Consider the following 21,250-nt stretch of genomic DNA (forward strand, 5'->3'; position numbering starts at 1 on the left):
GGAGAAGCAGTAAATGGCAGCACGACGCGGCAAAAGCCAGGCACGGCGCAACAGCAACCAGGGCACCCCGGGATGGGTGTGGCTGGTCGCGGGTGTGGCGATTGCGGCCGTGGTGTTCCTGGCGGCACCCAACCTGTTCAAGAACGACGGTGACGGTTTCCTGCGGGTCGGCCCGCAGCCGGACCCGAACGCCCAGCCGGCCCCGGTGAGCGATGCCGACACCGACGTCGGCACCGAGCTGCCCAAGCCGGGTGCCGCCAAGCCTGCCGAACCGGCCAAGCCGGCGGCGACGCAGTACGACTTCTACACCCTGCTGCCCGGCAAGGAAGTGGAAATGTCCGATGCCGAGCTGGCCGCCAGCGCGCGTGCTGAAGACCAGCGCCGTGCCAGGGCCGAAGCGCAGCGCGCGCAGGCCGCGTTGGAAGGCCGCCCGTTGCCGCCGGCACCGGCGCCGACCAGCACCGCGGCGACCACTTCGCCTGCGGCAGTGAGCACCGCCCCGCTGCCCGCCCCGGTGGCGGAGCGCCCGGCGGCGACCACGGCTGCGGCGACGACGCCGGCGCAGACTGCGCAGACTGCTCCAACTGCACCGACGCCGGCGGCTGCGGCAACGCCTGCTGCCGGGGCGGCTGAGCCGGCAGCCAGCAACGTCCGTTACATCCTGCAGGCGGGCGCCTTTGGTGCCTCCGGCGATGCCGAAGCGACCAAGGCCAAGTTGGCGATGATCGGTTTGGCGGCGCGTGTGGAATCGGCGCAGATCAACGGCAAGACGGTGTACCGCGTGCGCATGGGGCCGTATGGCAGCGCCGGGGAGCTGGCGGAGGCCAAGCAGAAGCTGGATGGGACCGGGCTTCAAGCGATGGCGATCAAGGCGCAGTAAGGCGCGCTGCGACGTAAACAGGAACGCCGGGCATTGCCCGGCGTTTTTTTTTGATCGCCCAGAGCAGCCGACCAACGGTCGGCTCTACCGGGTGGGGGTCCGGTTGGATCAGTCGCGCGCGACCTGGAAGCCGGCGAACGATTGGCTGACCGGCATCACTTCGAGGCGATTGATGTTCAGGTGCGCCGGCAGCGAGGCGACCCAGAAGATCTGCTCGGCGATGTCATCGGCGGTCATCGGGTTGGCACCGGTGTAGAGCTTGTCCGAGGCGGCCTGGTCGCCATGGGTGCGGACCACGGTGAACTCGGTTTCAGCCATGCCCGGCTCGATCGTGGTCACGCGCACGCCGCTGCCGTGCAGGTCCGAGCGCAGGCCCAGCGAGAACTGGCTGACGAAGGCCTTGGTGCCGCCGTAGGCGTTGCCGCCTGGGTACGGGTACACGCCGGCGACCGAGCTGATGTTGATGATCGCACCCTTGCGCGCAACCAGCTGCGGCAACAGGCGATGGGTCAGCGTCACCAAGGCGGTGACGTTGGTGTCGATCATGGTGCGCCAGTCCTCCAGCGACGCGCTCTGGGCCGGGGCGGTGCCCTGGGCCAGGCCGGCGTTGTTGACCAGCAGGTCGATGTCGGCGAAGCCGGCCGGCAGGGCGGCCAGGGCCGCTTCCATCGCCACGCGGTCGCGCACGTCGAACACCGCGGCATGCACGCGCTCGGGACCGTAGGCATCGACCAGCGGCTGCAGGCGTTCGGCACGGCGCCCAGTGGCGATCACGCGCCAGCCGGCCTGGGCGAAACGGTGGACAGCGGCGGCGCCAAAGCCGGAGGTGGCGCCGGTAATCAGAGCGGTACGGGTCATCGAGGTACTCCGTGGAGATCCCGACCATTTTCGCACCGATGCACGCCCGGTGTAGAGCCAGGCGCCGGCGGTGTGCCCGGCGCTGCGGGGCATCGTGTCAGCGGATGCGGAACACCCGCGCCTTGGGCAGGTCTTCATCCACCTGCAGGAACCAGCGCCCGGCGATGCCCGGCACCACGACGATCCCGGGGTTGCTGCGGGCCGTCTTGAGCTTCATCTCGCCCTTGAGTACCTGCCACTGCTGGCCGTTGTCGAGGGTGAACACCGTGCCGGGGGCCCAGCCGTCCACCTGGCCGGTGACCTTGGCGTTGATGGGGCCGTCGTCCAGCCCGGGAACATCGGGGCGGGCGTTGGCGCCCCTGCTGCGCCGACCGCCGGCGCCGCAACGGCTGCCGGTGCCGGGGCATCGGCCTCGGCCTGGCGCAGCAGGCGGTTCAGTGCCTGCAGCTGGGCCGCGGTGAGCCCGACGTCGGCCAGCGCCTGTGGATCCAGCCGCTGCTCCAGCGCCACATACGGGGCCTGCGCCCATGCCGGGGCCGCCAGCAACATGCCCACACACCCGAGTACCTGCCACCTGCGCATTGCCTGCTCCACTGCCTGTCGATGCCTGATCGCGGCACTGTGCTTCACTTTCATGGCAGCCAGATGACAGCGACCTCTGGTCGCAGCCGGCCGCGCGCCCGGCACGAGGTAAAATGACCGCCAGCCGCGCAGCCGCGCCGGCGGTATTGGACGTCCCATGATCAACAACGATGTACTGCGCAGCATCCGCTACATGCTCGACCTCAGCGACGGCATGATCGCCGACACCTGTGCCCTGGCCGACCCGGCCTTCGTGGTCGACAAGGCCGATGTGGCCGGCTGGCTGCGCAAGGAAGACGAAGAAGGCTTCGTGCCCTGCGACGACCGCACCCTGGCGCACTTCCTGGATGGCCTGATCGTGCATTTCCGCGGCCGCGACGAGAGCCAGCCGGCACGCCCGGTCGAGAAGCGCATCACCAACAACCTGGTGTTGAAGAAGCTGCGCGTCGCCTTCCAGCTCAAGGACGTGGACATGCATGAAGTGTTCGACGCCGCCGGTTTCTCGGTCTCCAAGCCGGAACTGTCCGCGCTGTTCCGGCAGCCGGACCACAAGAACTACCGCGCCTGTGGTGACCAGATGCTGCGCAACTTCCTCAAGGGCCTGACCCTGCGCGTGCGCGGCGCCTGAGGTCGTCGTTGATGCGTGGCTCCGATGCAGGGGCCACGCGCCTCGACTGCCTGACGTGGGTGAGCCATCTGGATTCCAGATGCATGGGATGAAGACGTTTCATTTCCCCCCTTCGCCGATCAGGCAGACACTGACGCCCCTTCTTTCCCGGAGCCCGTCATGAGCAACGACGTGCCCTCGCCGCTCAGCCGCTGGCAGGTCCTGCTGATGGCCTTCGCCACCGGCGTGGCCGTGGCCAGCAACTACTACGCGCAGCCGTTGCTGCATACCATCGCCGGCCAGTTCGGGGTGTCGTTCGCGCGCGCGGGCACGGTGGTGACCGTCGCGCAGCTGAGCTATGCCGTCGGCCTGATCCTGCTGGTGCCGCTGGGCGATCTGTTCGAACGGCGCCGGCTGATCGTGGTGATGTCGCTGCTGTCGGCGGCAGGGCTGGTACTGAGCGCGCTCAGCCATCAGTTCGTGTGGCTGCTGGTGGGCACCGCGCTGACCGGCCTGTTCTCGGTGGTGGCGCAGGTGCTGGTGCCGTTCGCGGCGACGCTGGCGCGGCCCGAAGAACGCGTCCAGGTCGTGGGCACGGTGATGAGCGGCCTGCTGCTCGGCATCCTGCTGGCACGCACCGTGGCCGGGGCACTGTCCTCGCTGGGCAATTGGCGCACCGTGTACTGGATTGCCGCAGCGGCGCTGGTGCTGACCACGGGCATGTTGTACCGGCACCTGCCGCGCTTCCATCAGACCGCCGGGCTGGGCTATCTACCGTTGCTGCGCTCGATCGGGACGCTGTTCGCGCAGGAACCGGTGTTCCGCCTGCGCACCGTGCTGGGCGCGTTGAGCTTTGCGATGTTCGCGATCTTCTGGACGCCGCTGGCGTTTCTGCTCGCCGCCGAACCGTATGGCTACAGCGATGCGACGATCGGCCTGTTCGGGCTGGTCGGTGCGGCCGGCACGCTGGCCGCCGGTGTGGCCGGGCGCATGGCCGACCGCGACAAGGCTGCATTGGCGACCTCCGTGGCACTGATGCTGCTGGCCGCATCGTGGCTGCCGCTGGGCTTCTCCACGCACTCGCTGATCGCGCTGGTGCTGGGCGTGATCGTGCTCGACCTGGCCGCGCAGCTGCTGCACGTCAGCAACCAGAACGTGGTGTACGCACTGCGTCCGGAAGCGCGCAACCGGCTCAATGCCGGCTACATGACCGGCTATTTCATCGGCGGCTCACTGGGTTCACTGGTCTCGGCGCAGGTCTTCGATCGCTTCGGCTGGACCGGCGTGTGCGTGACCGGTGCCGGCGTTGCGATGGTGGCGATCGCGGTGTGGGCGATGGCGCTAGTACGCCGGTAGAGCCGACCGCTGGTCGGCTGCATTGCGCGCCGCCTGGGGCAGCCGACCAACGGTCGGCTCTACCGCGCGGGGTGGGTGGGCGCTCCGTCAGAAGGCGGTTTGTACCGCGAACTCGACGCGCGAGCCTGCGTTGCCGGGGAACAGGCGTTTGGCCGCACCATCGGTGTCGTGCGCGGTGAGGCGCAGTTCCCACGGGCCGTGCACCTTCCAGATGGCGCTGAGCTGGCCATGCAGATAGTCATCGGCCTGCGCGCTGTCCAGCCAGTAGTGGCCCACCGCGCCCTCGATGCGCCACAGCTCGCCCAGCGGCAGGCGCGCGCCGAGCTGGGCGTAGGCGCCGCCATGGCCACCGGCCAGGGCGTTGTCGGACACGCCGACCTGCAGCCAGGCGCGCTGCCGCCAGTTCACGGTGCCGTTGAGCTCGGTCCAGTCCAGATCGACGGTGGTGGACGGATAGACGTAGCGGGTCAGGTTGACGTCCACGCTCCAGTCCGGATTCACCGCACCGCTCCAGCCCGCCACGACATCGAATTCGCTGCGTGCGCCGTTGGCCGGCCGGAACGAGACGCCCGAGCCCCAGGCCGAGGCGTACCAGCCGTTGGCCGCGCTGAGCTTCACCCCGGCCTGCACGGCCGGATCGCCGTCGCTCTGCGAACTGCCGCGCCAGACGTAGTCCGAGGTCAGCGTCGCGTTGCCTTCCACCGCAGCCGCCGCTGCCCCGCTCATGACCAGCCCCACCAGCACCACGCCGCGGCGCAGGCGTCGTTTTGATTGATTACCCACCACGTGTCCCGCTCCAGATGACGGCCGCGCCGTCGAGAGCGACAGTGTCCTCAGGCACCGCGTAAAGCCGCCATGGCGTTGCCGCGCGATCGGCGCAACGTTTCTGTAAATCCTGCGTCAGGGTGGTGCCCGGGGGTGCGCGGTATCATGGCCACTCTGACCTGTTGCGAGTAATGGCGTGGACGCGATCCTGACCCCGGTATCGATTGGCGAGCTGATCGATAAGATCACCATCCTGGAAATCAAGGCCGAGCGCATCACCGATGCCGGCAAGAACGCCAACGTCCGCAAGGAACTCGAGGGCCTGTGGCCGCTGTGGCAGCAGCAGGTTGGCGCGCAGCCCGGGCTGGAGGCGCTGAAGACGCAGCTCAAGGCGATCAACGAGCGCATGTGGGAAATCCAGGACCAGCTGCGCGACAAGGAAGCAGCGCAGGTGTTCGACGATGCCTTCATCCAGCTGGCGCGCGGTGTCTATGGCACCAACGGCGAGCGGGTCAAGGTGAAGAACGAGATCAACCGCATCGCCGGCTCGCAGCTGGTCGAAGAGAAGCAGTACCAGGGCGAATAATCGCGCCGGTACGCGCCAGGCTCAGTGCCCGGTCGCGGCCATGAAGCGTTCGCGGTCCTGCTGGGTACGCCGGCGGATTTCGGCCAGCGCTTCGTTCTCGGTGGCTTCCAGCATCGATTCGAGCAGCCGCTGGAAGTGGTTGCGCATGGCCAACCGTGCCGCTGCCGGGTCGCGCTGGCGCAAGGCGTCCAGAATCCGGGTGTGTTCCTCGTCGCGGGTGTCATCGTCGTTGTGGCAGACGTTGGCATACACCTGCTTGACCCGCGGCAATTCATTGCGCATCCGCCAGATCAGCTGCACACAGTGCTCTACCACCGGGTTGCCGGCGATCCGCGCGATCGACAGGTGGAACTGGCGATCAGCCTCGCTGGCGGCCGCCTCGCCCGAGTTGGGGTCGACCATGGCCGCGATCAGGCCGGCCAGGTCCTCCAGCTCGGCATCGGATCCATCCCAGCGAAGACCTGCACGACGGGACCAGTTTCGAACGCTTCCATGCCGCCGTCGGTGGCCATCGGCGGTGCCGGATCCTGTTCGATCCCAGTCATTTCGTCCTGCAGCAGCTGGACTACCTGAGCTTCCTGGATATCTACCGCGACTTCATCGGCATGGTTCATATCAAGGACGCCGAGTTCACTCCCAGCGGGCGCCAGGGCATCTACGGCGGCTACAGCGGTTGGACCGAGCGCGCGGGGCGCTTCCGCTCGCTCGGTGATGGGCAGGTGGACTTCAAGGGCATCTTCTCCAAGCTGGCCCAGTACGACTACGACGGGTGGGCCACGCTGGAATGGGAGTGCTGCCTGAAGAACCAGGAAGACGGCGCGCGCGAGGGCGTGGCCTTCATCAACGCGCACATCATCAAGGTCACCGACCGCATCTTCGACGATTTCGCGGGTGCGCCCGTCAGCGCGCAGATCCACGGCATGCTGGGGATCCTCTGATGACCCTCGAACTGGAAGGCGTCAGCCACCGCCACGTGCGCATCGAAGGGCGCAGCGTGCATTGCGCCCTGCTCGGCGAGGGTCGCCCGGTGCTGCTGATCCCGGGCTGGCCGCAGACCTGGTACGCCTGGCGGCATGTCATGCAGGCACTCGCCGCACAGGGTTTCCAGGCCATCGCCGTGGACCCGCCGGGAACCGGCGATTCGGATACGCCTGCGCAGGGCTATGACACCGGCAACATCGCCGCCACGCTGCATGCGGTGATGCAGCAGCTGGGCCACGCGCGCTACCAGGTGGTGGGCCATGACGTGGGCATGTGGGTGGCCTACGCGCTGGCCAGCGACCAGCCGCAGGCGGTGCAGCGCCTGGCCATCACCGAGGCGGTGATTCCCGGCCTGGCCGATGCACCGCCGGTCTTCGTGGCACCGGAAGACAACATTTTCCTGTGGCACTTCATGTTCAACCAGGTACGCGACCTGCCCGAGGCGCTGATCGCCGGACGCGAGCGTGCCTACCTGACCTTCATGTTCGACCGCTGGGCGCATCGCCGCGAAGCGGTCGCCAGCGAGGTCTACATCCGCGCGTACGCAGCACCGGGTGGGCTCAGCGGTGGCTTCGGCTACTACCGGGCGATCCCGGAGACCATCCGCCAGAACCGGCAGCGCGCGCTCACTCCGTTGGCCATGCCGGTGCTGGCGATCGGCGCCGAGCACGCCACCGCCGACATGCCGATGGACACCATGCGCGCGCACGCCAGCGACCTGCGCGGCACGATGATCGCCGACTGCGGCCACTTCGTCATGGAAGAAGCACCGGAGGCGTTCCTGGCCCAGCTGCTGCCGTTCCTGCTGCCGGAACTCAGCGCATGAGCCTGGACCCGGACATCGCCCGCTTCCTGTCCACCTTGCCGCCGCCGGAGGCGGTGGCAGGGATGACCCTGGCACAGTTGCGTAGCGCAGTCGCGCGGTTGGCTGGGCCGGTGTAGCCCCGCGGCCGCCTCAAGGGGAGGGTTCTGCCTTGGGGGACCTTGCGCTCAAGGCGGGGTCATTGAAAGACGCTCCGTCGCACGCCGCGCTGACAGGGTCAGCGGTGCGGGCAGCGCTTCCAGGGGGAACCAGCCCAGTGCGAGCAGCGCTTCTGGTTCCTTCACCGCCGCGATGGACGTATCCAGCGCGCGCACTACATACACCGGCGCCACCCAGTGCTGCCCCAGCGCCGGCTCGAAGTGATCAACGACGCACAGCAGCCGTTCAACACTCACCTCGAGTCCGGTTTCTTCCAGGACTTCGCGTACCACGGCATCTTCGACCTTCTCCATGAAGTCCACCTTGCCACCCGGCAGGCCCCAATGCCCCTGTTCGGGCTGACGCCCGCGCTGGACCAGCAGGATGGCGCCATCTGCGCGCTGGATGACGGCACCGCAGCCGAGGCGGGGTTGCTGCAACGCAGAGGTCTCAGACATCGGGCATCTCCATGACGGTGCCCCATTATCCCTGGCGACGCGGGAAAATCCGCGCCCACGAAAAAGGCCCGGCAATGCCGGGCCTTTCCTGCCACGCCGATCAGGCGCGTGGCGATGCGGTCACGCTGGGATTACCAGCTGAAGCGCGGGCCGACCGACCATTCCTTGTCACCATGGCGATCCATCTTGATGTCGCCGTTGATGCCCCAGTTCTGGTTCAACTTCACCTGGCCACCCAGGCGGCCGTAGAACTGGCCATCCGGATTGACGCCATGCTTCTTGCTGTAATCCTCGTAGCCGGCCATGGCATAGACTTCGGCGTGCTGGCCGAAGGCGGTACGGATACCGGCTTCAGCGCTGTAGCCGTTGAAATCCAGGCCTTCCTTCGGGTCGAACTTGTTGTAGGCAACGCGGCCCACGAAGTCAGTGCTGTTGCCGATTTCCTGGTTGTAGCCGACGCCGACGCGCCACTGGTCAATCTTGAAGTTGCCGATGTCGGTCTTCTGCTGGTTGTACTCACCGAAGGCGTGGAAGTTCGGGTGGAAGGCGTAGGAACCCTTCACGCCCCAACCATCGGCCTTGCCGCCATCTGCGTCGGTCTTGACGTAGTCGGCTTCAGCGTAGTTGTAGGACAGGCCTTCAGCCGCCGAAGCGGTGAACGGGAGGGCGGCGGCCAGAGCCAGAGCAATCAACGAAGTCTTCATGGGGGTACACCTTTATGTCTTGGACTACTTGCACCCGGCATGGAGGCCGGACTGCATCGGGAATGTAAATTCTCCGTTATTCGACACAACCCGCCCTGAAGTTGACCGCCTCCACAAAAGTGAATTTTGGGGCGGCGTTCAGACGCGCTCTGGCATACACGCGTGGCTTTTTTCAGGCGATGACGGCGTGAGTGACCGTTGGCGTGGCGATCACGCGCGGGCGTCGGTCAGAAGGGAAGCGAGGCGCGCAGATGGCGGGCAGGAAAGGATTCTGGTCACGACGGTGCCCTTGCGGGGCGTCACGCGCTGGGGAAGCCGCTCTTGGGGAGTCATCGGCTAACGCGTCCTTCCTCCTGGATACACCGTGGTCCCGCGCCTTGGGGCGTTGGACCGCAGGCCGCCGTGGGGCGTCCTGTCCGGCAAGGCCATCATGGGCTGAATGCGTCAGCTGGCCTATCAGATTGTCCCTCGCTCTCACTCAGAATTTTCTGACGTTGGGGCGGGAGGCGGCAAGAAGGACGCACTGAATGCTGAATTTGTTCACTCCTTCACCGTCCTGCAGACATTCACTGGTCGCAAAGGCCATCGCGCGCAGTGTCGAGGTTCCGTCCCCTGGTTCGTCGTATGTCATGAAGGCGCCCATCCCGGCGCGTCATCTGGAGCTCTGCCATGGCCTATATCGATGGTTTTGTACTTGCCGTGCCGAACGCGAACAAAGCGAAATTCCTGGAACACGCGCACATGGGCGATGCGATCTGCATCGAGCATGGGGCGCTGCGCGTGGTGGAGTGCTGGGGCGACGATGTCCCACACGGCAAGCAGACCGACTTCCATCGCGCGGTGGCGGCCAAGGAGGATGAAGCCGTGTTGTTCTCCTGGATCGAATGGCCGGACAAGGCCACGCGCGATGCCGGCATGCAGAAAATGATGGAGGACCCGCGGATGAACCCGGAGAACAATCCGATGCCGTTCGACGGCAAGCGGATGATCTACGGTGGCTTCGTGCCGGTGGTGGAACTCAAGGGCTGAGCGGGGCCAGGAGGGGCACACCCGCTGCGGCAGCGCCGCTTGAGTGCACGCTGGGGCACCGGCATGCTCGGTGCTCCAGGCCGACAGGGAGCACGCGCCATGATGACGATGCTGCCTGCCAGGCGACCGTCATCAGGGAGCGAGACGCATGGCCGCAGCACGTTCGGGAATGTTTCACTGTCTATTCGTTATGGGGCTGGCGGTCACCGCGACCGCCAGTCCGCCGGCCAAGGCCGAGGCACCGGGCCTGATGCAGTACCAGCGCGCCGAACGTGTGCTCGACCAGCGGCTGCGCGGCAAGGTCCGCAATGCCACCGTCGCGCCACGCTGGCTGGAGGACGGCGGCTTCTGGTATGCCCGCCAGGAGGACGATGGTCGCACCCGCTACCTGCTGGTCGATCCGGCGGCCTCCACGCGCACGGCGCTGTTTGACCAGGACGTCATGCAGGGGGCACTGCAGGTTGCCGGGGTCGCCGATCCAGGCGCGGTGATGCAGCAAGTGGAGCGCGTCGCCCGCAGCGGCGATGGATTGCAGATCACGCTGCGCGTGGATGCACGGCGGGTGGTGGCCTGCACGCTGCCGATGCCGTGTGCGCTGCAATCGTCAGCGGTCGCCGATCCTCGCGACCTGCCTGCGCCTGACGGTCGGCACAGCGTGCGGGTCGAGCAGGACAACCTGTGGCTGCGGCGCGGTGCCGACGGTGAACGACGGGCGCTCACCGTGGATGGCGAGCCCTCGTACGGCTATGGGGTACTGCCCGATTTTGCATTGCGCGGCATTCCGCGACGGGAAGGCCGGATGCAGATGCCGCCGTTTGCGGTCACCTGGTCGCCGGACAGCCAGCGCCTGTTCGGTGTGCGCTATGACGAACGCCAGGTCCTGCCCTATCCCTACCTGGCGACCGCGCCCACCATCGGGTTCCGCCCGGTGGTGCATGAGGTACGGCTGGGCCTGCTGGGCGACGCCGAGCAGGTCCGCGATGCATGGTTCGTCACCGAAGTGGACGGCGGCACACGCAGCATCGCCGTTCCCGAAGGCTGGCACACGTTGACCGAAGCCGGCGTGCTGGGCTGGTCGGCCGATGCCGCCAAGGTCTATACGGCGATCGTGCGCTATGACCATCCCGCACGGCTGCGTCTGGTCGAGGTGGATGTCCGCACCGGCAACGTGCGTACCGTGCGGGAAGAGCGCAGCGATACCCGCGTGCAGCTCAACAGCTATCCCTACAACCGGCCGGCGGTGCACGTCCTGCAGCACGACGATGGCATCGTCTGGTTCTCGCAGCGCGATGGCTGGGGCCATCTGTATCTGGTCGATCGCCGCGATGGTCGTGTCGTCCGTCAGTTGACCACCGGCGCATGGCTGGTACGCGATGTGGTCGGCGTCGATGAGGTGCGTCGCCAGGTGCTGTTCACCGCCGGCGGGCGCGAGCCAGGGGATCCGTATCAACGACGCCTGTACCGCGTCTCTCTGGACGGTGGCGCGCCGGCCCTGCTGACACCGGAAGCGGCCGATCACGCGATCGATGGTGGAGCCGGCGTGCTCATGGGCGGGCGGCCCTCCCACCTGCTGTCGCCCTCGGCGGCGTACGTGGTCGACAGCTACTCGCGGGTGGACCAGGCACCGGTCAGCGTGCTGCGTTCGACAGCCGATGGCCGGGTCGTGATGGAACTGGAGCGCGCCGACGACCGCGCCGTGCGTGCCGCCGGGTGGTCGCCACCGCAGCGGGTGAGCGTCCTCGCTGCCGACGGCCACACCGAACTGCAGGCCACGGTCCATCTGCCGCCCGGCTACCGCGAGGACGGACGGCATCCGGTCATCGATGCGATGTACGGCGGCCCCCACATCACCAATACACCGGTCGGTTTCGTCGACGCCACGGCGACAATGAATCCGGTCGCGCGCGCCAGCCTGGCCCAGCTCGGGTTCGTGGTGGTGAGCATCGATGCGCGCGGCACGCCTGGGCGCTCCAAGGCCTTCCACGATGCCAGCTTCCTGACCGCGGCCGATCTGCAGCTGGACGATCATGTCGCGGCGATCGGCGAGCTGGCCAGACGTTATCCGGGCATGGACCTGACGCGGGTCGGCATCTACGGGCATTCGTTCGGCGGCTACAGCGCGGCGCGTGCCCTGCTGCGCCATCCAGCGTTCTACAAGGTCGGGGTGGCTTCGGCCGGCAGCCACAGCTTCCAGGGCATGTACGGTGGCGCCATCCACGGCATGGACCGCCTGGTCGGCGGCCAGCCGATCTATGCCGACGGCACCGCCGTGCGCCCGCAACCCGATGCAGTGCCAGCGCTGTTCCATCCGCTGGCCAACGATGCACTGGCCGACCGCCTGGAGGGCCGGCTGATGCTGGTCTACGGCGACCTGGACGAGAACGGGATGCCGGCGCTGACCCTGCAACTGGCGCGCGCCCTCACGTTGGCCAACAAGGACTACGACCTGCTGTACCTGCCCAACCAGGACCACGAACTGTTCCGCAACGACGATTACTACATGCGCCGGATGTGGGATTACTTCGTCACCCATCTGATGGGTGCGACGCCGCCACCGTACCGGATCGGAGTGGCCGCCTCGCCATGAGGGGATGCGGGCCGCTCAGCGATGGGCGTCGGCCGTATCGTCCACCCCACCCCCCATGCCACCACCGCCCATTCCTCCCATACCACCACCGCCTCCACCCCCACCGCCTTTGCCACCGCCCTTGTCACCCGCATCGCCCTTGCCCTTCGCACCGGCCGAGGGCCGTGCCGGACCCTGGCGCGGAATGGCAACCGTGGTTGGAATCGGATCCAGATCCAGCGCCTGACGGATGAAGTCACGCAGTGACACCACCAGCTCGGCGGTAGGAACGACGCGGCCCTGGGCCATCGCGTTGGCGGCGTGCGCGGCAAGGCGCACCTGCTCATCGGTGCCCAGCAGGATGATGTCCGACAGCGCTGCTTCCACCGCATCACGGATCCGGCGCGCACGCTCGCCCCCGCTCTCCGCCTCCGCCGGCAGGTGCAGCGCATCGCCGTCTTCGCGGCCGTCGGGCAGCGCGCGGAAGTCCCGGCGATGGCGTGGATCGACATCGAGAGTGCCGGTGAACGAGCCGCCAAGGACCTTGTAAGCGGCGATCAGCGTGCGCAGCCGCTCGTTGATTTGACGATTCTCGCGCTCGCGACGCTGCTGCATGGTCTGCATGACCAGCAGCCGGATGCCGACGCCGATCAACGTAATGATCGCCAACCCGACCAGGGTGGAGAGCATGGCCTGCCAGGAGCTGAAGTCGAGACCGCGCATTGCATCTCCCCGTGGACGTGTGCCGGTCAGGTTAGCAACAGACGCAGGGAGGCACCGTCAAGCATGCTCGGACTGGGCGCAGGATCCGAGGGAGAGGCGGAACAGGGGTGGCATGATCCGGGAGCCTGACCGCACAGTGACGCGATGCGCTCGACCGGGGATGCCGAAATGACCGGGGACGGGCACAGGCCATGCCCACCATGCCGCTCCCGCCCTCAGGCAGGAGCAGCACGCTACTACTTACTTGCGCGCGCGCTTGGCCGGCGCCTTGCGGGCAACCGGCTTGGCGGCAGCGCGCTTGGCCGGGGCGGCCTTGCGGGCCGGAGCCTTCTTGGCCACAGCCTTCTTGGCGGTAGCGACCTTCTTGCCGACGGTCTTCTTGGCCGCTGCGGTCTTCCTGGTCACGGCCTTCTTGGCGGTGGCGACCTTCTTGCCGACCGACTTGCGGGCGACGGCGGTCTTCTTGCCGGCCACTTTCTTGGCCGCTGCGGTCTTCCTGGTCACGGCCTTCTTGGCGGTCGCCGACTTCTTGGCAACAGCCTTCTTGGTGGCGGCGACCTTCTTGCCGACGGTCTTCCTGGCGACGGCGGTCTTCTTGCCGGCAACCTTCTTGGCCGCTGCAGTCTTCTTGGTCACGGCCTTCTTGGCGGTCGCCGACTTCTTGGCAACAGCGGTCCTGGCAGCTGCGACCTTCTTGCCGACGGTCTTCTTGGCGGCGGCGGTCTTCTTGGTCACGGCCTTCTTGGCGGTCGCGGACTTCTTGGCGACGGCCTTCTTGGCGGTGGCGACCTTCTTGGTCACGGTCTTCTTGGCAGCAGCAGCCTTCTTGGTCACGGCCTTCTTGGCGGTCGTGGCCTTCTTGCCGGCAGCCTTGGTGGTCTTGGTCACGGCCTTTTCAGCGGCAGCCTTCTTCTTGGCGACCTGCTTCTTGATCGCGGTGGCCTCGGCCTTGGCGTTCTTCTTGGCCGCTTCCAGCTTCTGCTTGGCGGTGGCCAGGGTCTTGCCGACCGACTTGGCCGCCTTGTCAGCCTTCTTGGCGACGGTCTTCTCGACCTTGGTCACGGCCTTCTTGACCTTGGCGACCTGGGTGGTGGCAGCCTTGCGTGCGCGCTTGGCGGTCTTCTTCACCGAAGCGACTGCATCTTCCGCAACGTGTGCGATGGTCTCGCCGACGTTGGTGGCGGTTTCTTTTGCATCTTCGACGGTCTGCGAGAGAACCGTGGTCACACCATTACCGTTGCTCATTGAGTGCCTCCTAAGGGGCCTGGTTAGTCAAATCGCTGGCGATGCTATACCGGCGCGGTCCATCGTGGAACGGTCTGGATGCGATGCACGTGCCGAGCCGACAGTAGCACTCCCATCGGCGGCGGCAAGCAATGCGCCATCCGCCTGCACGAAACCCCTTGAAAACAGCATCGCCGTTCCCGCACGCGGTGCACGCGATGTGTCTCGATGCGCATCGCCGCCGCGTCCGGCGATCCGATGATCGGGCGTCGTACTTGATCCATTCCTTGCCTCCGCACTGCGTATTTGCGCTGGCTTGGACGGAGCGGATGCGCTCGATGCACATACCCCGGGGCGCGCCATGCCCCTGCCAGGGCCGCCGTGATGCATCCTCTCCGGCGTCGGTCACGGCCACACATGGTCCGCTCGGCCACGCCCTTCTGCCGCCCATCGGCACATCACCCCGCAGCGGATTTCATCCAGGGTTTAGCCGGGTGCGGACACACTCATTCAGGTTGAATTACCGTATACGTGTTTTCCCTGCCCCTGCCCTCGCCGCCACGGAACCGCCGGACCATGCGACCGCTCCCGACCCTGCTCACGCTCGCCCTCGCCGCTGCCTTCGGCGGATTCACCGCCACGGCCATCAACGCGCACCTGGACAACCGTGCCGAGGCGGCGCCGGCCGCGTACACGATCCCGGCCACGGCCGCGCTGCCCGCGGCGGTCGCCGGGCAGGCAGTGCCATCGCTGGCACCGATGCTGGAACGGGTGATGCCGGCGGTGGTCAGCGTCAACACCAAGCAGGTGGTGCGCGTGCGCAACCCCTACTTCAACGACCCGTTCTTCCGCCGGCTGTTCCCGGAAGTGCCGCAGGAACGCATCAACGAGTCACTGGGTTCGGGGGTGATCATCGATGCGGCCGAGGGCCTGGTGCTGACCAACCACCACGTGATCGACAACGCCGACGACGTGCAGGTGACCTTGGCCGACGGGCGCACGGTCAAGGCTGAATTCATCGGCTCCGATGCCGATACCGATGTCGCATTGATCCGCATTCCGACCGGCAACCTGACCGAGATCAAGCTCGGTGACAGTACCCAGCTGCGCGTTGGCGACTTCGTGGTGGCGATCGGCAACCCGTTCGGTTTCAGCCAGACGGTCACCTCCGGCATCGTCTCGGCGGTGGGCCGCAGCGGCATCCGCGGGCTGGGCTACCAGAACTTCATCCAGACCGATGCCTCGATCAACCCGGGCAATTCCGGCGGCGCGCTGGTCAACCTGCAGGGGCAACTGGTCGGCATCAATACCGCCAGTTTCAACCCGCAGGGCAGCATGGCCGGCAACATCGGCCTGGGCCTGGCAATCCCCTCCAACCTGGCGCGCGACGTGGTCGACCAGCTGGTCAAACACGGGGTGGTGGTGCGTGGCACGCTCGGCATCGAGGCGCAGAACCTGACCCAACAGATCGCGCAGGGCCTGGGCCTGACCGAGACGCGCGGCGCGCTGGTGACCCGCGTGCTGGCCGGTTCCGGTGCCGCGGCCGCCGGGCTCAAGCCGGGTGACGTGGTGGTGTCGGCCAACGGCCAGCGCGTGGACAGCGCGCAGGCCCTGCACAACGTGGAAGGCCTGCAGCCGGTTGGCAGCACACTCACCCTGGACGTGCGCCGCGAGGGCAAGCCGCTGCAGATCAAGGCCACGCTCAAGGAGCAGGCGCGCGCGGTCACCGGTGAGTCGCTGGATCCGCGCCTGGGTGGTGCCACCTTCGTCGACCTGCCCGAGTCGCTGCGCCAGGCCGGTGTCAGTGGCGTGCTGGTCAGTGACGTCAAACGCGGCAGCCGCGCGGCCAATTCCGGGCTGGCGCAGGGTGACGTGATCACCGCGGCAACGGCAGGTGAGTTTGCCGATCTCGCCAGCTGGCGCGCCAACTTCCAACAACGTCCGGCCCAACTGGTGCTGAGGATCATCCGTGGCAATGGCGGTGGCCAGCTGGTGATGCGCTGAACGCGGCGGCAGCCGTAACGTCGCTTACACCCGGCCGGTGCTATTACCTTGTGTTCGTTGCCGTCGGATCGTCCGCGGTCACCTTCCCCATCGCATAGCAGGAGATACACGATGAGCCCCACCAATACCGAGAACCTGAAGGAACACCTGGGCGAAGCCGGCTCGCACCTGAAGTCGGCCGCCACTGCCGCTGGCGGTGCCATCAAGGGCGCGACCGGCGCTGCCGGTGATGAACTGCGCATCGGCAAAGCCAACGTCAAGGCCGAACTGTCCGATACCGCGCTGTCCGGCCTGGCCGCAGCCGAGTTCGGTGGTGCCGCCGCCAAGGAACAGGTCGATGCACTGATGGACAAGGGCAAGGACCTGGTCGACAGCGCTGCCGAGCTGATCCGTGAGCGTCCGCTGGCGTCCTTCGGCGTGGCCTTCGCGGCGGGCTGGATCATCGCCAAGCTGGCCCGCAGCGGCGGCGACAAGTAAGCAGCGGCGTGAGCGATCAAGCCCAGTCGCCCGCCACCGGTACCGGTGGCGCGGACAGCCCGCCACCGGCCAGCGGAGAAAGCGCACCGCGCCTGGACGAGAGCATCCGCCAGGTAGGTGAGGCCGGCCGTGACACCGTGGATTCGGCCAAGCACACCCTGCGCTCATTGCGACGTCTGGCCTCGGCCGACTTCGCGCTGGCGCGCAGTGCGTTCGGCCGTGCACTGGCATGGAGCGGCGTCGCGATCGTGTTCGGCGCGTCGGCGTGGCTCCTGCTGGCCGGCACGCTGATCGCCCTGATGCAGCGCTGGGGCCTGTCCTGGTTCCATTCGCTGCTGATCACGTCGATCGTGAGCCTGCTCGTCACCGGCTACGCGATGTGGCGGGTGTCGTTCTTCTTCCGCCACACCGGCATGCATGCCACTCGCCGCCAGTTGTCGCGGCTGGGCCTGTATGACGAACCCAGCGATGAAGATCCCGATGCCGACGTGGATACCACGGGGGTGAAGCGATGAACTTCGAAGCCTTGCGGCAACGTGTCCAGCGCGCCGAGCTGGTGGTGGCGGTGCGGGTCGAGAAAACCCGCAGCAGCTGGTTCACCCTCAGCACCGTCTGGCGGGCCGGATGGACGCCGTTGCGGATCATCACCGTAGGCCTGGCCGGCGGCTTCCTGGCCGGCAAGCTGGAACCGACCGGCCTTGGTGCGAAGGTGCAGGGCGCGCGTTGGCTGCAGATGATCGGCTCGGTTTCCAATCTGGTCGCCAGCACGCAGGCCGCGTTCGCCTCGATGCAGGCCAGCGAAGCGGCCGATACTGCCGAACAGGCCGCCGACAAGGTGGATGACGCGGCCGACGGCTCCCCGCGCCAAGCGGCTCCCACCCCGGCACCCGCAGCATCACGGCTGGGCCCGGAGCGGCGGGTCGATCCGGCATCGCCGCATCAGCCGCAGCCGGCCGAAGCGGCCACTGACCTGTCCGAACGCTGACCGCACCACGGTCGGAAGCACTCTGCGAAGGCCCTGCGGCACGTGCCGCGGGGCCTTTCTTCATCTGCACGCACCCCACACGCCATGCGCACCCGGCTTGCCCAATAATGACGCTCCTTTCCAGTGTGCGACCTGCATGAGCGTTCCGGTGTCCCCTTCCGCTGAAGCTGTCGTCGCCCCCCCGCCGCCGCGCCCGCGCGCCCCGATGTCGCTGGTGATCCTGGCCACCCTGGCCGTCGCCTTCACCCTGTGGGCGGCGCAGGACGTGGTGCTGCCGATCCTGCTGGCGATGTTCTTCGCCCTGGTCGGCAACCCGATCCTGCGGGTGCTGCAGAAAATCTGGATCCCGCGGTTCCTCGGCGCGGTGCTGGTGCTCGGCGTCGGCCTGAGCGGCGCTGCCGCACTCGGCGTGCAGCTGGTCGGGCCGGCAATGGAATGGGCACAGGAAGCGCCACAGCAGCTGCGCAAGGTCGCCCGCCAGGTGCAGAACCTGACCAAGCCGGTGCAGCAGGCCAACCAGGCGGCAGAGAACTTCGCACGCGTGGCCGGTGGCGAAGGCAGCCGCCGCGTCCAGATCGTGCGCACCCAGCTCGATGATCCTTACAAAGTGCTGACCCGCGCGCCACGCCTGGCCGCCTCGGTGCTGGCGGTGGTCCTGCTGACCCTGTTCTTCATGATCTACGGACAGAGCCTGCAGAAGCATGCGATCGCCCTGTTCCCCAGCCGCCAGCAGCAGCGGTTCACCACCGACATCCTGCGCTCGATCGAGCGCGAGGTATCCCGCTATGTGCTGACCATCACCGTGATCAACACGCTGGTCGGCCTGGTGTTCTCCGGCATCCTGCTGCTGCTTGGCATTTCGCTGCAGGAGGCCCTGCTGTGGGGCACCGTGGCGGCGCTGCTGAACTTCGCGCCCTATGTGGGGCCGCTGATCGGCGTGGCGCTGATGCTGCTGATGGGCTTCGTGGAGTTCAGCGATCCGTTCCAGGCATTGCTGCCGGCAGCGTGCTATCTCGCCCTGCATACCGTGGAAGGCCAGGTGGTCACGCCCATCGTGCTCGGGCGCCGGATGGCGATCTCGCCGCTGATCCTGATCCTGGCGCTGATGGTGTTCGGCTGGCTGTGGGGCATGATCGGCCTGTTGCTGGCGGTGCCGCTGCTGGTCTGCATCAAGCTGGTGCTGGCGCGGCTGGACGGCACCCAGGGCTGGGCCAGGCTGCTGGAATGAACCGTTGCGGGGTGCCCGCCCGGGATCGCGGGAGTAGAATGAGCCGGTGAATTTCCCAGTCCAAGCCATCACCCTCGACCTTGACGACACCTTGTGGCCGTTCGCCCCCATCGGCGCCCGCATCGACCAGGTGTTGTACGAGTGGATGCTCCAGCACAGCCCCGCCACCGCCGCGATGTACCCGGTGGCGGCGATGCGCGAACTGCGTGAGCGCTCCTTCCATGACAACCCCCACCTGCACTACGACCTCAGCGCGCTGCGCAGGTTGACGCTGAGCGAGGCGCTGGAGAAAAGCGGCGCCGACCCGGCCCTGCTCGAACCGGCGTACGAAGCGTTCTATGCCGCGCGCAACCAGGTCGAGTTCTACCCGGATGCGATGGACGCGCTGGCCCGGATCGCCGCGCGCGTACCCGTGGCCGCGCTCAGCAACGGCAATGCCGACCTGCAGCGGATCGGCGTATCCCACCACTTCACCTTCCAGCTCGGCTCACGCGAACACGGCGCGGCCAAGCCGGCTGCCAGCATCTTCCACGCTGCCTGCGAGCGCCTCGGCGTCGCGCCCGCGCATGTGCTGCACGTCGGTGACCACGCCGACATGGACGTGGTCGGCGCGATGCAGGCCGGTCTGCGCGGCTGCTGGATCAACCGCGTCGAGCACACCTGGACCCATCCATCACTGCAGCCCGATCTGCAGTTCGACACCCTGACCGGGCTGGCCGACTGGCTGGATGCGAACGCATCCGTCCAGCACGCGTAAGCCGCCGCCCAAGGAGCCTTCCAGTCCCATGTCCCAGATCAACGGTTTCACTTCCGATACGTCCAACGCACTGCCGCTGCACGTGATGACCCGTGAACAGTACGCCGGTTGGCGCGCACGGCAGTCCGACGCGCTGGGCGCGTGGCTGGATGCGCAGCGCTTCAACGGCAGCGGCGGCAGCGTGGTGCTGTTGCCGGGCGAGCACGGCCTGGCCGGCGCGATCATCGGCGTGGGCGACCCGGGCGATGCCTACAGCTACGCGCATGCACCGTTCGCGCTGCCGGAAGGCACCGTCTGGACGCTGGCGGACACACTCGCACCGGAGATCGAGACCCTGCTGCAGCTTGGCTGGGGCCTGGGCAGCTACCGCTTCACACGTTACCGCAAGCCCAACCGCGCACCGGCCCAGCTCGCCGCCACGCCTTCGGCCGAGGTGTGCGACGTGGTCACGGCCAGCCTGCGCGTGCGCGACTGGGTCAACACCCCGACCGAAGACATGGGCCCGCAGCAGCTCGAAGACGCCGCGCGCGAACTGGCCACTGCCCATGGCGCGCAGATCGAGGTGATCACCGGCGATGCGCTGCTCGAGCAGAACTTCCCGTCCATCCACGCGGTGGGCCGTGCCTCGCACCGGGCGCCGCGCCTGATCGTGCTGCGCTGGGGCAACGCAGGCCAGCCGCACGTGGCGCTGGTCGGCAAGGGCGTGTGCTTTGATACCGGCGGGCTGGACATCAAGCCGGGCGATGGCATGCGCAACATGAAGAAGGATATGGGGGGCGCCGCGCACGCGCTTGGCCTGGCCGGGCTGATCATGGCCCAGCAGCTGCCGGTGCAGCTGACCCTGCTGATCCCGGCGGTGGAAAACGCGATCGGTCCGGATGCCTTCCGCCCCGGCGAAGTGATCGCCACCCGCAAGGGCCTGAGCATCGAGATCGACAACACCGATGCCGAAGGGCGCGTGATCCTCGCCGACGCGCTGACCTATGCCAGCGAGCAGCAACCGGAGATCGTGCTCGATTTCGCCACCCTGACCGGCGCGGCGCGCATTGCGCTCGGTCCCGACCTGCCGGCGCTGTTCAGCAACGATGACACCCTGGCCCAGCAGTGGCTGCAGGCCGGTGAAACGGTCCGCGATCCGGTCTGGCGCATGCCGCTGTGGCGCCCGTACCTGCGCTACCTGCACAGCAACATCGCCGACCTGGCCAATGCCGGTTCGCGCATGGCCGGCTCGGTCACCGCCGCGCTGTACCTGGAGCGCTTCATCGCCGAGGGCCAGACCTGGGCGCACCTGGACGTCTACGCCTGGAACGACGGCGAACGCCCGGGCCGTCCGGCCGGTGGCGAAGCGCTGGCACTGCGTTCGGCCTGGGCGATGCTCAAGGCGCGTTACGCCTGAGCCTGCGCCGGCTACGGCCCGGCACGCGCTGCACGCCACGATCCCCGCTCCGGCGGGGATCGTCGTGTTGAACAGTTGTCGAAAATGTGAATATCGGGGTAGAACCCCTGTGCTGCGTCGGCA

Annotated in this window: 22 protein-coding genes and 1 pseudogene; 15 read left to right on the forward strand and 8 right to left on the reverse strand. The window is 67.4% G+C overall.

Going from position 1 to position 21,250, the window contains the following annotated elements; translation table 11 throughout:
- Positions 1-13: 13 nt before the first annotated feature.
- Positions 14-880, forward strand: coding sequence for an SPOR domain-containing protein (locus AC07WC_RS07415; RefSeq protein ID WP_495209437.1), 867 nt, complete (start codon positions 14-16; stop codon positions 878-880).
- A 108-nt stretch (positions 881-988) separates the two neighbouring features.
- Here the strand turns inward: AC07WC_RS07415 and AC07WC_RS07420 are convergent, their stop codons facing one another.
- Together AC07WC_RS07420 and AC07WC_RS07425 are read right to left on the reverse strand one after the other, a co-directional pair.
- Positions 989-1,738: an SDR family NAD(P)-dependent oxidoreductase gene (locus AC07WC_RS07420; RefSeq protein ID WP_495209438.1), complete on the reverse strand. Its 750-nt coding sequence runs from the start codon at positions 1,736-1,738 to the stop codon at positions 989-991.
- Between the two features lie 97 nt (positions 1,739-1,835).
- The gene (locus AC07WC_RS07425) at positions 1,836-2,027 is read right to left on the reverse strand and encodes a hypothetical protein (protein ID WP_495209439.1); all 192 of its coding nucleotides are present in this window, start codon (positions 2,025-2,027) and stop codon (positions 1,836-1,838) included.
- Between the two features lie 450 nt (positions 2,028-2,477).
- On the opposite strand from AC07WC_RS07425, the gene AC07WC_RS07430 reads away from it, so the two are divergent.
- Both AC07WC_RS07430 and AC07WC_RS07435 read left to right on the forward strand, forming a co-directional pair.
- The gene (locus AC07WC_RS07430; protein ID WP_046274114.1) at positions 2,478-2,948 is read left to right on the forward strand and encodes a YehS family protein; all 471 of its coding nucleotides are present in this window, start codon (positions 2,478-2,480) and stop codon (positions 2,946-2,948) included.
- Between the two features lie 159 nt (positions 2,949-3,107).
- A complete protein-coding gene (locus AC07WC_RS07435) occupies positions 3,108-4,283 on the forward strand; it encodes an MFS transporter (protein WP_495209440.1) in 1,176 nt (391 codons plus the stop codon).
- Between the two features lie 87 nt (positions 4,284-4,370).
- Here the strand turns inward: AC07WC_RS07435 and AC07WC_RS07440 are convergent, their stop codons facing one another.
- A complete protein-coding gene (locus AC07WC_RS07440; protein WP_495209683.1) occupies positions 4,371-5,009 on the reverse strand; it encodes a TorF family putative porin in 639 nt (212 codons plus the stop codon).
- Between the two features lie 235 nt (positions 5,010-5,244).
- Here AC07WC_RS07440 and AC07WC_RS07445 point away from each other — a divergent pair, with 235 nt between their 5' ends.
- A complete protein-coding gene (locus AC07WC_RS07445) occupies positions 5,245-5,634 on the forward strand; it encodes a DUF6165 family protein (RefSeq protein WP_070426453.1) in 390 nt (129 codons plus the stop codon).
- Positions 5,635-5,655: 21 nt separating this feature from the next.
- Here the strand turns inward: AC07WC_RS07445 and AC07WC_RS07450 are convergent, their stop codons facing one another.
- The gene (locus AC07WC_RS07450) at positions 5,656-6,036 is read right to left on the reverse strand and encodes a FadR/GntR family transcriptional regulator (protein WP_495209441.1); all 381 of its coding nucleotides are present in this window, start codon (positions 6,034-6,036) and stop codon (positions 5,656-5,658) included.
- 35 nt (positions 6,037-6,071) lie between these two features.
- Here AC07WC_RS07450 and AC07WC_RS07455 point away from each other — a divergent pair.
- Positions 6,072-6,572: pseudogene (locus AC07WC_RS07455) on the forward strand (sugar phosphate isomerase/epimerase family protein); the annotation flags it as partial.
- On the forward strand, positions 6,572-7,441 hold the full coding sequence (locus tag AC07WC_RS07460; RefSeq protein ID WP_495209442.1) for an alpha/beta fold hydrolase: 870 nt from the start codon (positions 6,572-6,574) through the stop codon (positions 7,439-7,441). The pseudogene AC07WC_RS07455 and the gene AC07WC_RS07460, both read left to right, overlap by 1 nt.
- Positions 7,442-7,605: 164 nt before the next feature.
- On the opposite strand, the gene AC07WC_RS07465 is transcribed toward AC07WC_RS07460, so the two are convergent.
- Both AC07WC_RS07465 and AC07WC_RS07470 read right to left on the reverse strand, forming a co-directional pair.
- Positions 7,606-8,034 carry an NUDIX domain-containing protein gene (locus AC07WC_RS07465; RefSeq protein WP_495209443.1) on the reverse strand — a complete coding sequence of 143 codons (429 nt, stop codon included), beginning with the start codon at positions 8,032-8,034 and terminating at the stop codon, positions 7,606-7,608.
- 131 nt (positions 8,035-8,165) lie between these two features.
- The gene (locus AC07WC_RS07470) at positions 8,166-8,738 is read right to left on the reverse strand and encodes an OmpO family porin (RefSeq protein ID WP_495209444.1); all 573 of its coding nucleotides are present in this window, start codon (positions 8,736-8,738) and stop codon (positions 8,166-8,168) included.
- Positions 8,739-9,407: 669 nt separating this feature from the next.
- Between AC07WC_RS07470 and AC07WC_RS07475 the strand changes: the two genes are divergently transcribed.
- The gene (locus tag AC07WC_RS07475; RefSeq protein ID WP_495209445.1) at positions 9,408-9,767 is read left to right on the forward strand and encodes a DUF1428 domain-containing protein; all 360 of its coding nucleotides are present in this window, start codon (positions 9,408-9,410) and stop codon (positions 9,765-9,767) included.
- Positions 9,768-9,915: 148 nt separating this feature from the next.
- Complete coding sequence (locus AC07WC_RS07480; RefSeq protein ID WP_495209446.1) at positions 9,916-12,354, forward strand: S9 family peptidase; 2,439 nt, start codon at positions 9,916-9,918, stop codon at positions 12,352-12,354.
- A 15-nt stretch (positions 12,355-12,369) separates the two neighbouring features.
- Here the strand turns inward: AC07WC_RS07480 and AC07WC_RS07485 are convergent, their stop codons facing one another.
- Both AC07WC_RS07485 and AC07WC_RS07490 read right to left on the reverse strand, forming a co-directional pair.
- On the reverse strand, positions 12,370-13,056 hold the full coding sequence (locus tag AC07WC_RS07485; RefSeq protein WP_495209447.1) for a hypothetical protein: 687 nt from the start codon (positions 13,054-13,056) through the stop codon (positions 12,370-12,372).
- A 240-nt stretch (positions 13,057-13,296) separates the two neighbouring features.
- Complete coding sequence (locus tag AC07WC_RS07490; RefSeq protein WP_495209448.1) at positions 13,297-14,301, reverse strand: histone; 1,005 nt, start codon at positions 14,299-14,301, stop codon at positions 13,297-13,299.
- Between the two features lie 555 nt (positions 14,302-14,856).
- On the opposite strand from AC07WC_RS07490, the gene AC07WC_RS07495 reads away from it, so the two are divergent.
- From AC07WC_RS07495 to AC07WC_RS07525, 7 genes are all read left to right on the forward strand, one after another.
- A complete protein-coding gene (locus AC07WC_RS07495; RefSeq protein ID WP_495209449.1) occupies positions 14,857-16,284 on the forward strand; it encodes a Do family serine endopeptidase in 1,428 nt (475 codons plus the stop codon).
- A 111-nt stretch (positions 16,285-16,395) separates the two neighbouring features.
- Positions 16,396-16,761 (forward strand): hypothetical protein, encoded by a 366-nt coding sequence (locus AC07WC_RS07500; protein WP_019185548.1) that lies wholly within the window; start codon positions 16,396-16,398, stop codon positions 16,759-16,761.
- 8 nt (positions 16,762-16,769) lie between these two features.
- A complete protein-coding gene (locus AC07WC_RS07505; protein ID WP_495209450.1) occupies positions 16,770-17,276 on the forward strand; it encodes a phage holin family protein in 507 nt (168 codons plus the stop codon).
- On the forward strand, positions 17,273-17,746 hold the full coding sequence (locus tag AC07WC_RS07510) for a protein sip-5 (RefSeq protein ID WP_495209451.1): 474 nt from the start codon (positions 17,273-17,275) through the stop codon (positions 17,744-17,746). Before AC07WC_RS07505 ends, AC07WC_RS07510 begins: the two co-directional genes overlap by 4 nt.
- Before the next feature lie 136 nt (positions 17,747-17,882).
- On the forward strand, positions 17,883-18,974 hold the full coding sequence (locus tag AC07WC_RS07515; RefSeq protein ID WP_495209452.1) for an AI-2E family transporter: 1,092 nt from the start codon (positions 17,883-17,885) through the stop codon (positions 18,972-18,974).
- 46 nt (positions 18,975-19,020) lie between these two features.
- Positions 19,021-19,731 carry an HAD family hydrolase gene (locus AC07WC_RS07520; protein ID WP_495209453.1) on the forward strand — a complete coding sequence of 237 codons (711 nt, stop codon included), beginning with the start codon at positions 19,021-19,023 and terminating at the stop codon, positions 19,729-19,731.
- Positions 19,732-19,759: 28 nt separating this feature from the next.
- Positions 19,760-21,127: a leucyl aminopeptidase family protein gene (locus tag AC07WC_RS07525; RefSeq protein WP_495209454.1), complete on the forward strand. Its 1,368-nt coding sequence runs from the start codon at positions 19,760-19,762 to the stop codon at positions 21,125-21,127.
- Positions 21,128-21,250 lie beyond the last annotated feature (123 nt).

The organism is Stenotrophomonas sp. GW821-FHT01H02A (genome assembly GCF_059422145.1).

Coding starts and splice junctions, on each gene's coding strand:
- AC07WC_RS07525 (WP_495209454.1), top strand. CDS start 19,760: ATGTCCCAGATCAACGGTTTCACTTCCGATACGTCCAACGCACTGCCG.
- AC07WC_RS07470 (WP_495209444.1), bottom strand. CDS start 8,738: ATGAAGACTTCGTTGATTGCTCTGGCTCTGGCCGCCGCCCTCCCGTTC.
- AC07WC_RS07500 (WP_019185548.1), top strand. CDS start 16,396: ATGAGCCCCACCAATACCGAGAACCTGAAGGAACACCTGGGCGAAGCC.
- AC07WC_RS07495 (WP_495209449.1), top strand. CDS start 14,857: ATGCGACCGCTCCCGACCCTGCTCACGCTCGCCCTCGCCGCTGCCTTC.
- AC07WC_RS07450 (WP_495209441.1), bottom strand. CDS start 6,036: ATGGTCGACCCCAACTCGGGCGAGGCGGCCGCCAGCGAGGCTGATCGC.
- AC07WC_RS07490 (WP_495209448.1), bottom strand. CDS start 14,301: ATGAGCAACGGTAATGGTGTGACCACGGTTCTCTCGCAGACCGTCGAA.
- AC07WC_RS07515 (WP_495209452.1), top strand. CDS start 17,883: ATGAGCGTTCCGGTGTCCCCTTCCGCTGAAGCTGTCGTCGCCCCCCCG.
- AC07WC_RS07485 (WP_495209447.1), bottom strand. CDS start 13,056: ATGCGCGGTCTCGACTTCAGCTCCTGGCAGGCCATGCTCTCCACCCTG.
- AC07WC_RS07480 (WP_495209446.1), top strand. CDS start 9,916: ATGGCCGCAGCACGTTCGGGAATGTTTCACTGTCTATTCGTTATGGGG.
- AC07WC_RS07415 (WP_495209437.1), top strand. CDS start 14: ATGGCAGCACGACGCGGCAAAAGCCAGGCACGGCGCAACAGCAACCAG.
- AC07WC_RS07440 (WP_495209683.1), bottom strand. CDS start 5,009: ATGAGCGGGGCAGCGGCGGCTGCGGTGGAAGGCAACGCGACGCTGACC.
- AC07WC_RS07435 (WP_495209440.1), top strand. CDS start 3,108: ATGAGCAACGACGTGCCCTCGCCGCTCAGCCGCTGGCAGGTCCTGCTG.
- AC07WC_RS07420 (WP_495209438.1), bottom strand. CDS start 1,738: ATGACCCGTACCGCTCTGATTACCGGCGCCACCTCCGGCTTTGGCGCC.
- AC07WC_RS07430 (WP_046274114.1), top strand. CDS start 2,478: ATGATCAACAACGATGTACTGCGCAGCATCCGCTACATGCTCGACCTC.
- AC07WC_RS07510 (WP_495209451.1), top strand. CDS start 17,273: ATGAACTTCGAAGCCTTGCGGCAACGTGTCCAGCGCGCCGAGCTGGTG.
- AC07WC_RS07460 (WP_495209442.1), top strand. CDS start 6,572: ATGACCCTCGAACTGGAAGGCGTCAGCCACCGCCACGTGCGCATCGAA.
- AC07WC_RS07465 (WP_495209443.1), bottom strand. CDS start 8,034: ATGTCTGAGACCTCTGCGTTGCAGCAACCCCGCCTCGGCTGCGGTGCC.
- AC07WC_RS07475 (WP_495209445.1), top strand. CDS start 9,408: ATGGCCTATATCGATGGTTTTGTACTTGCCGTGCCGAACGCGAACAAA.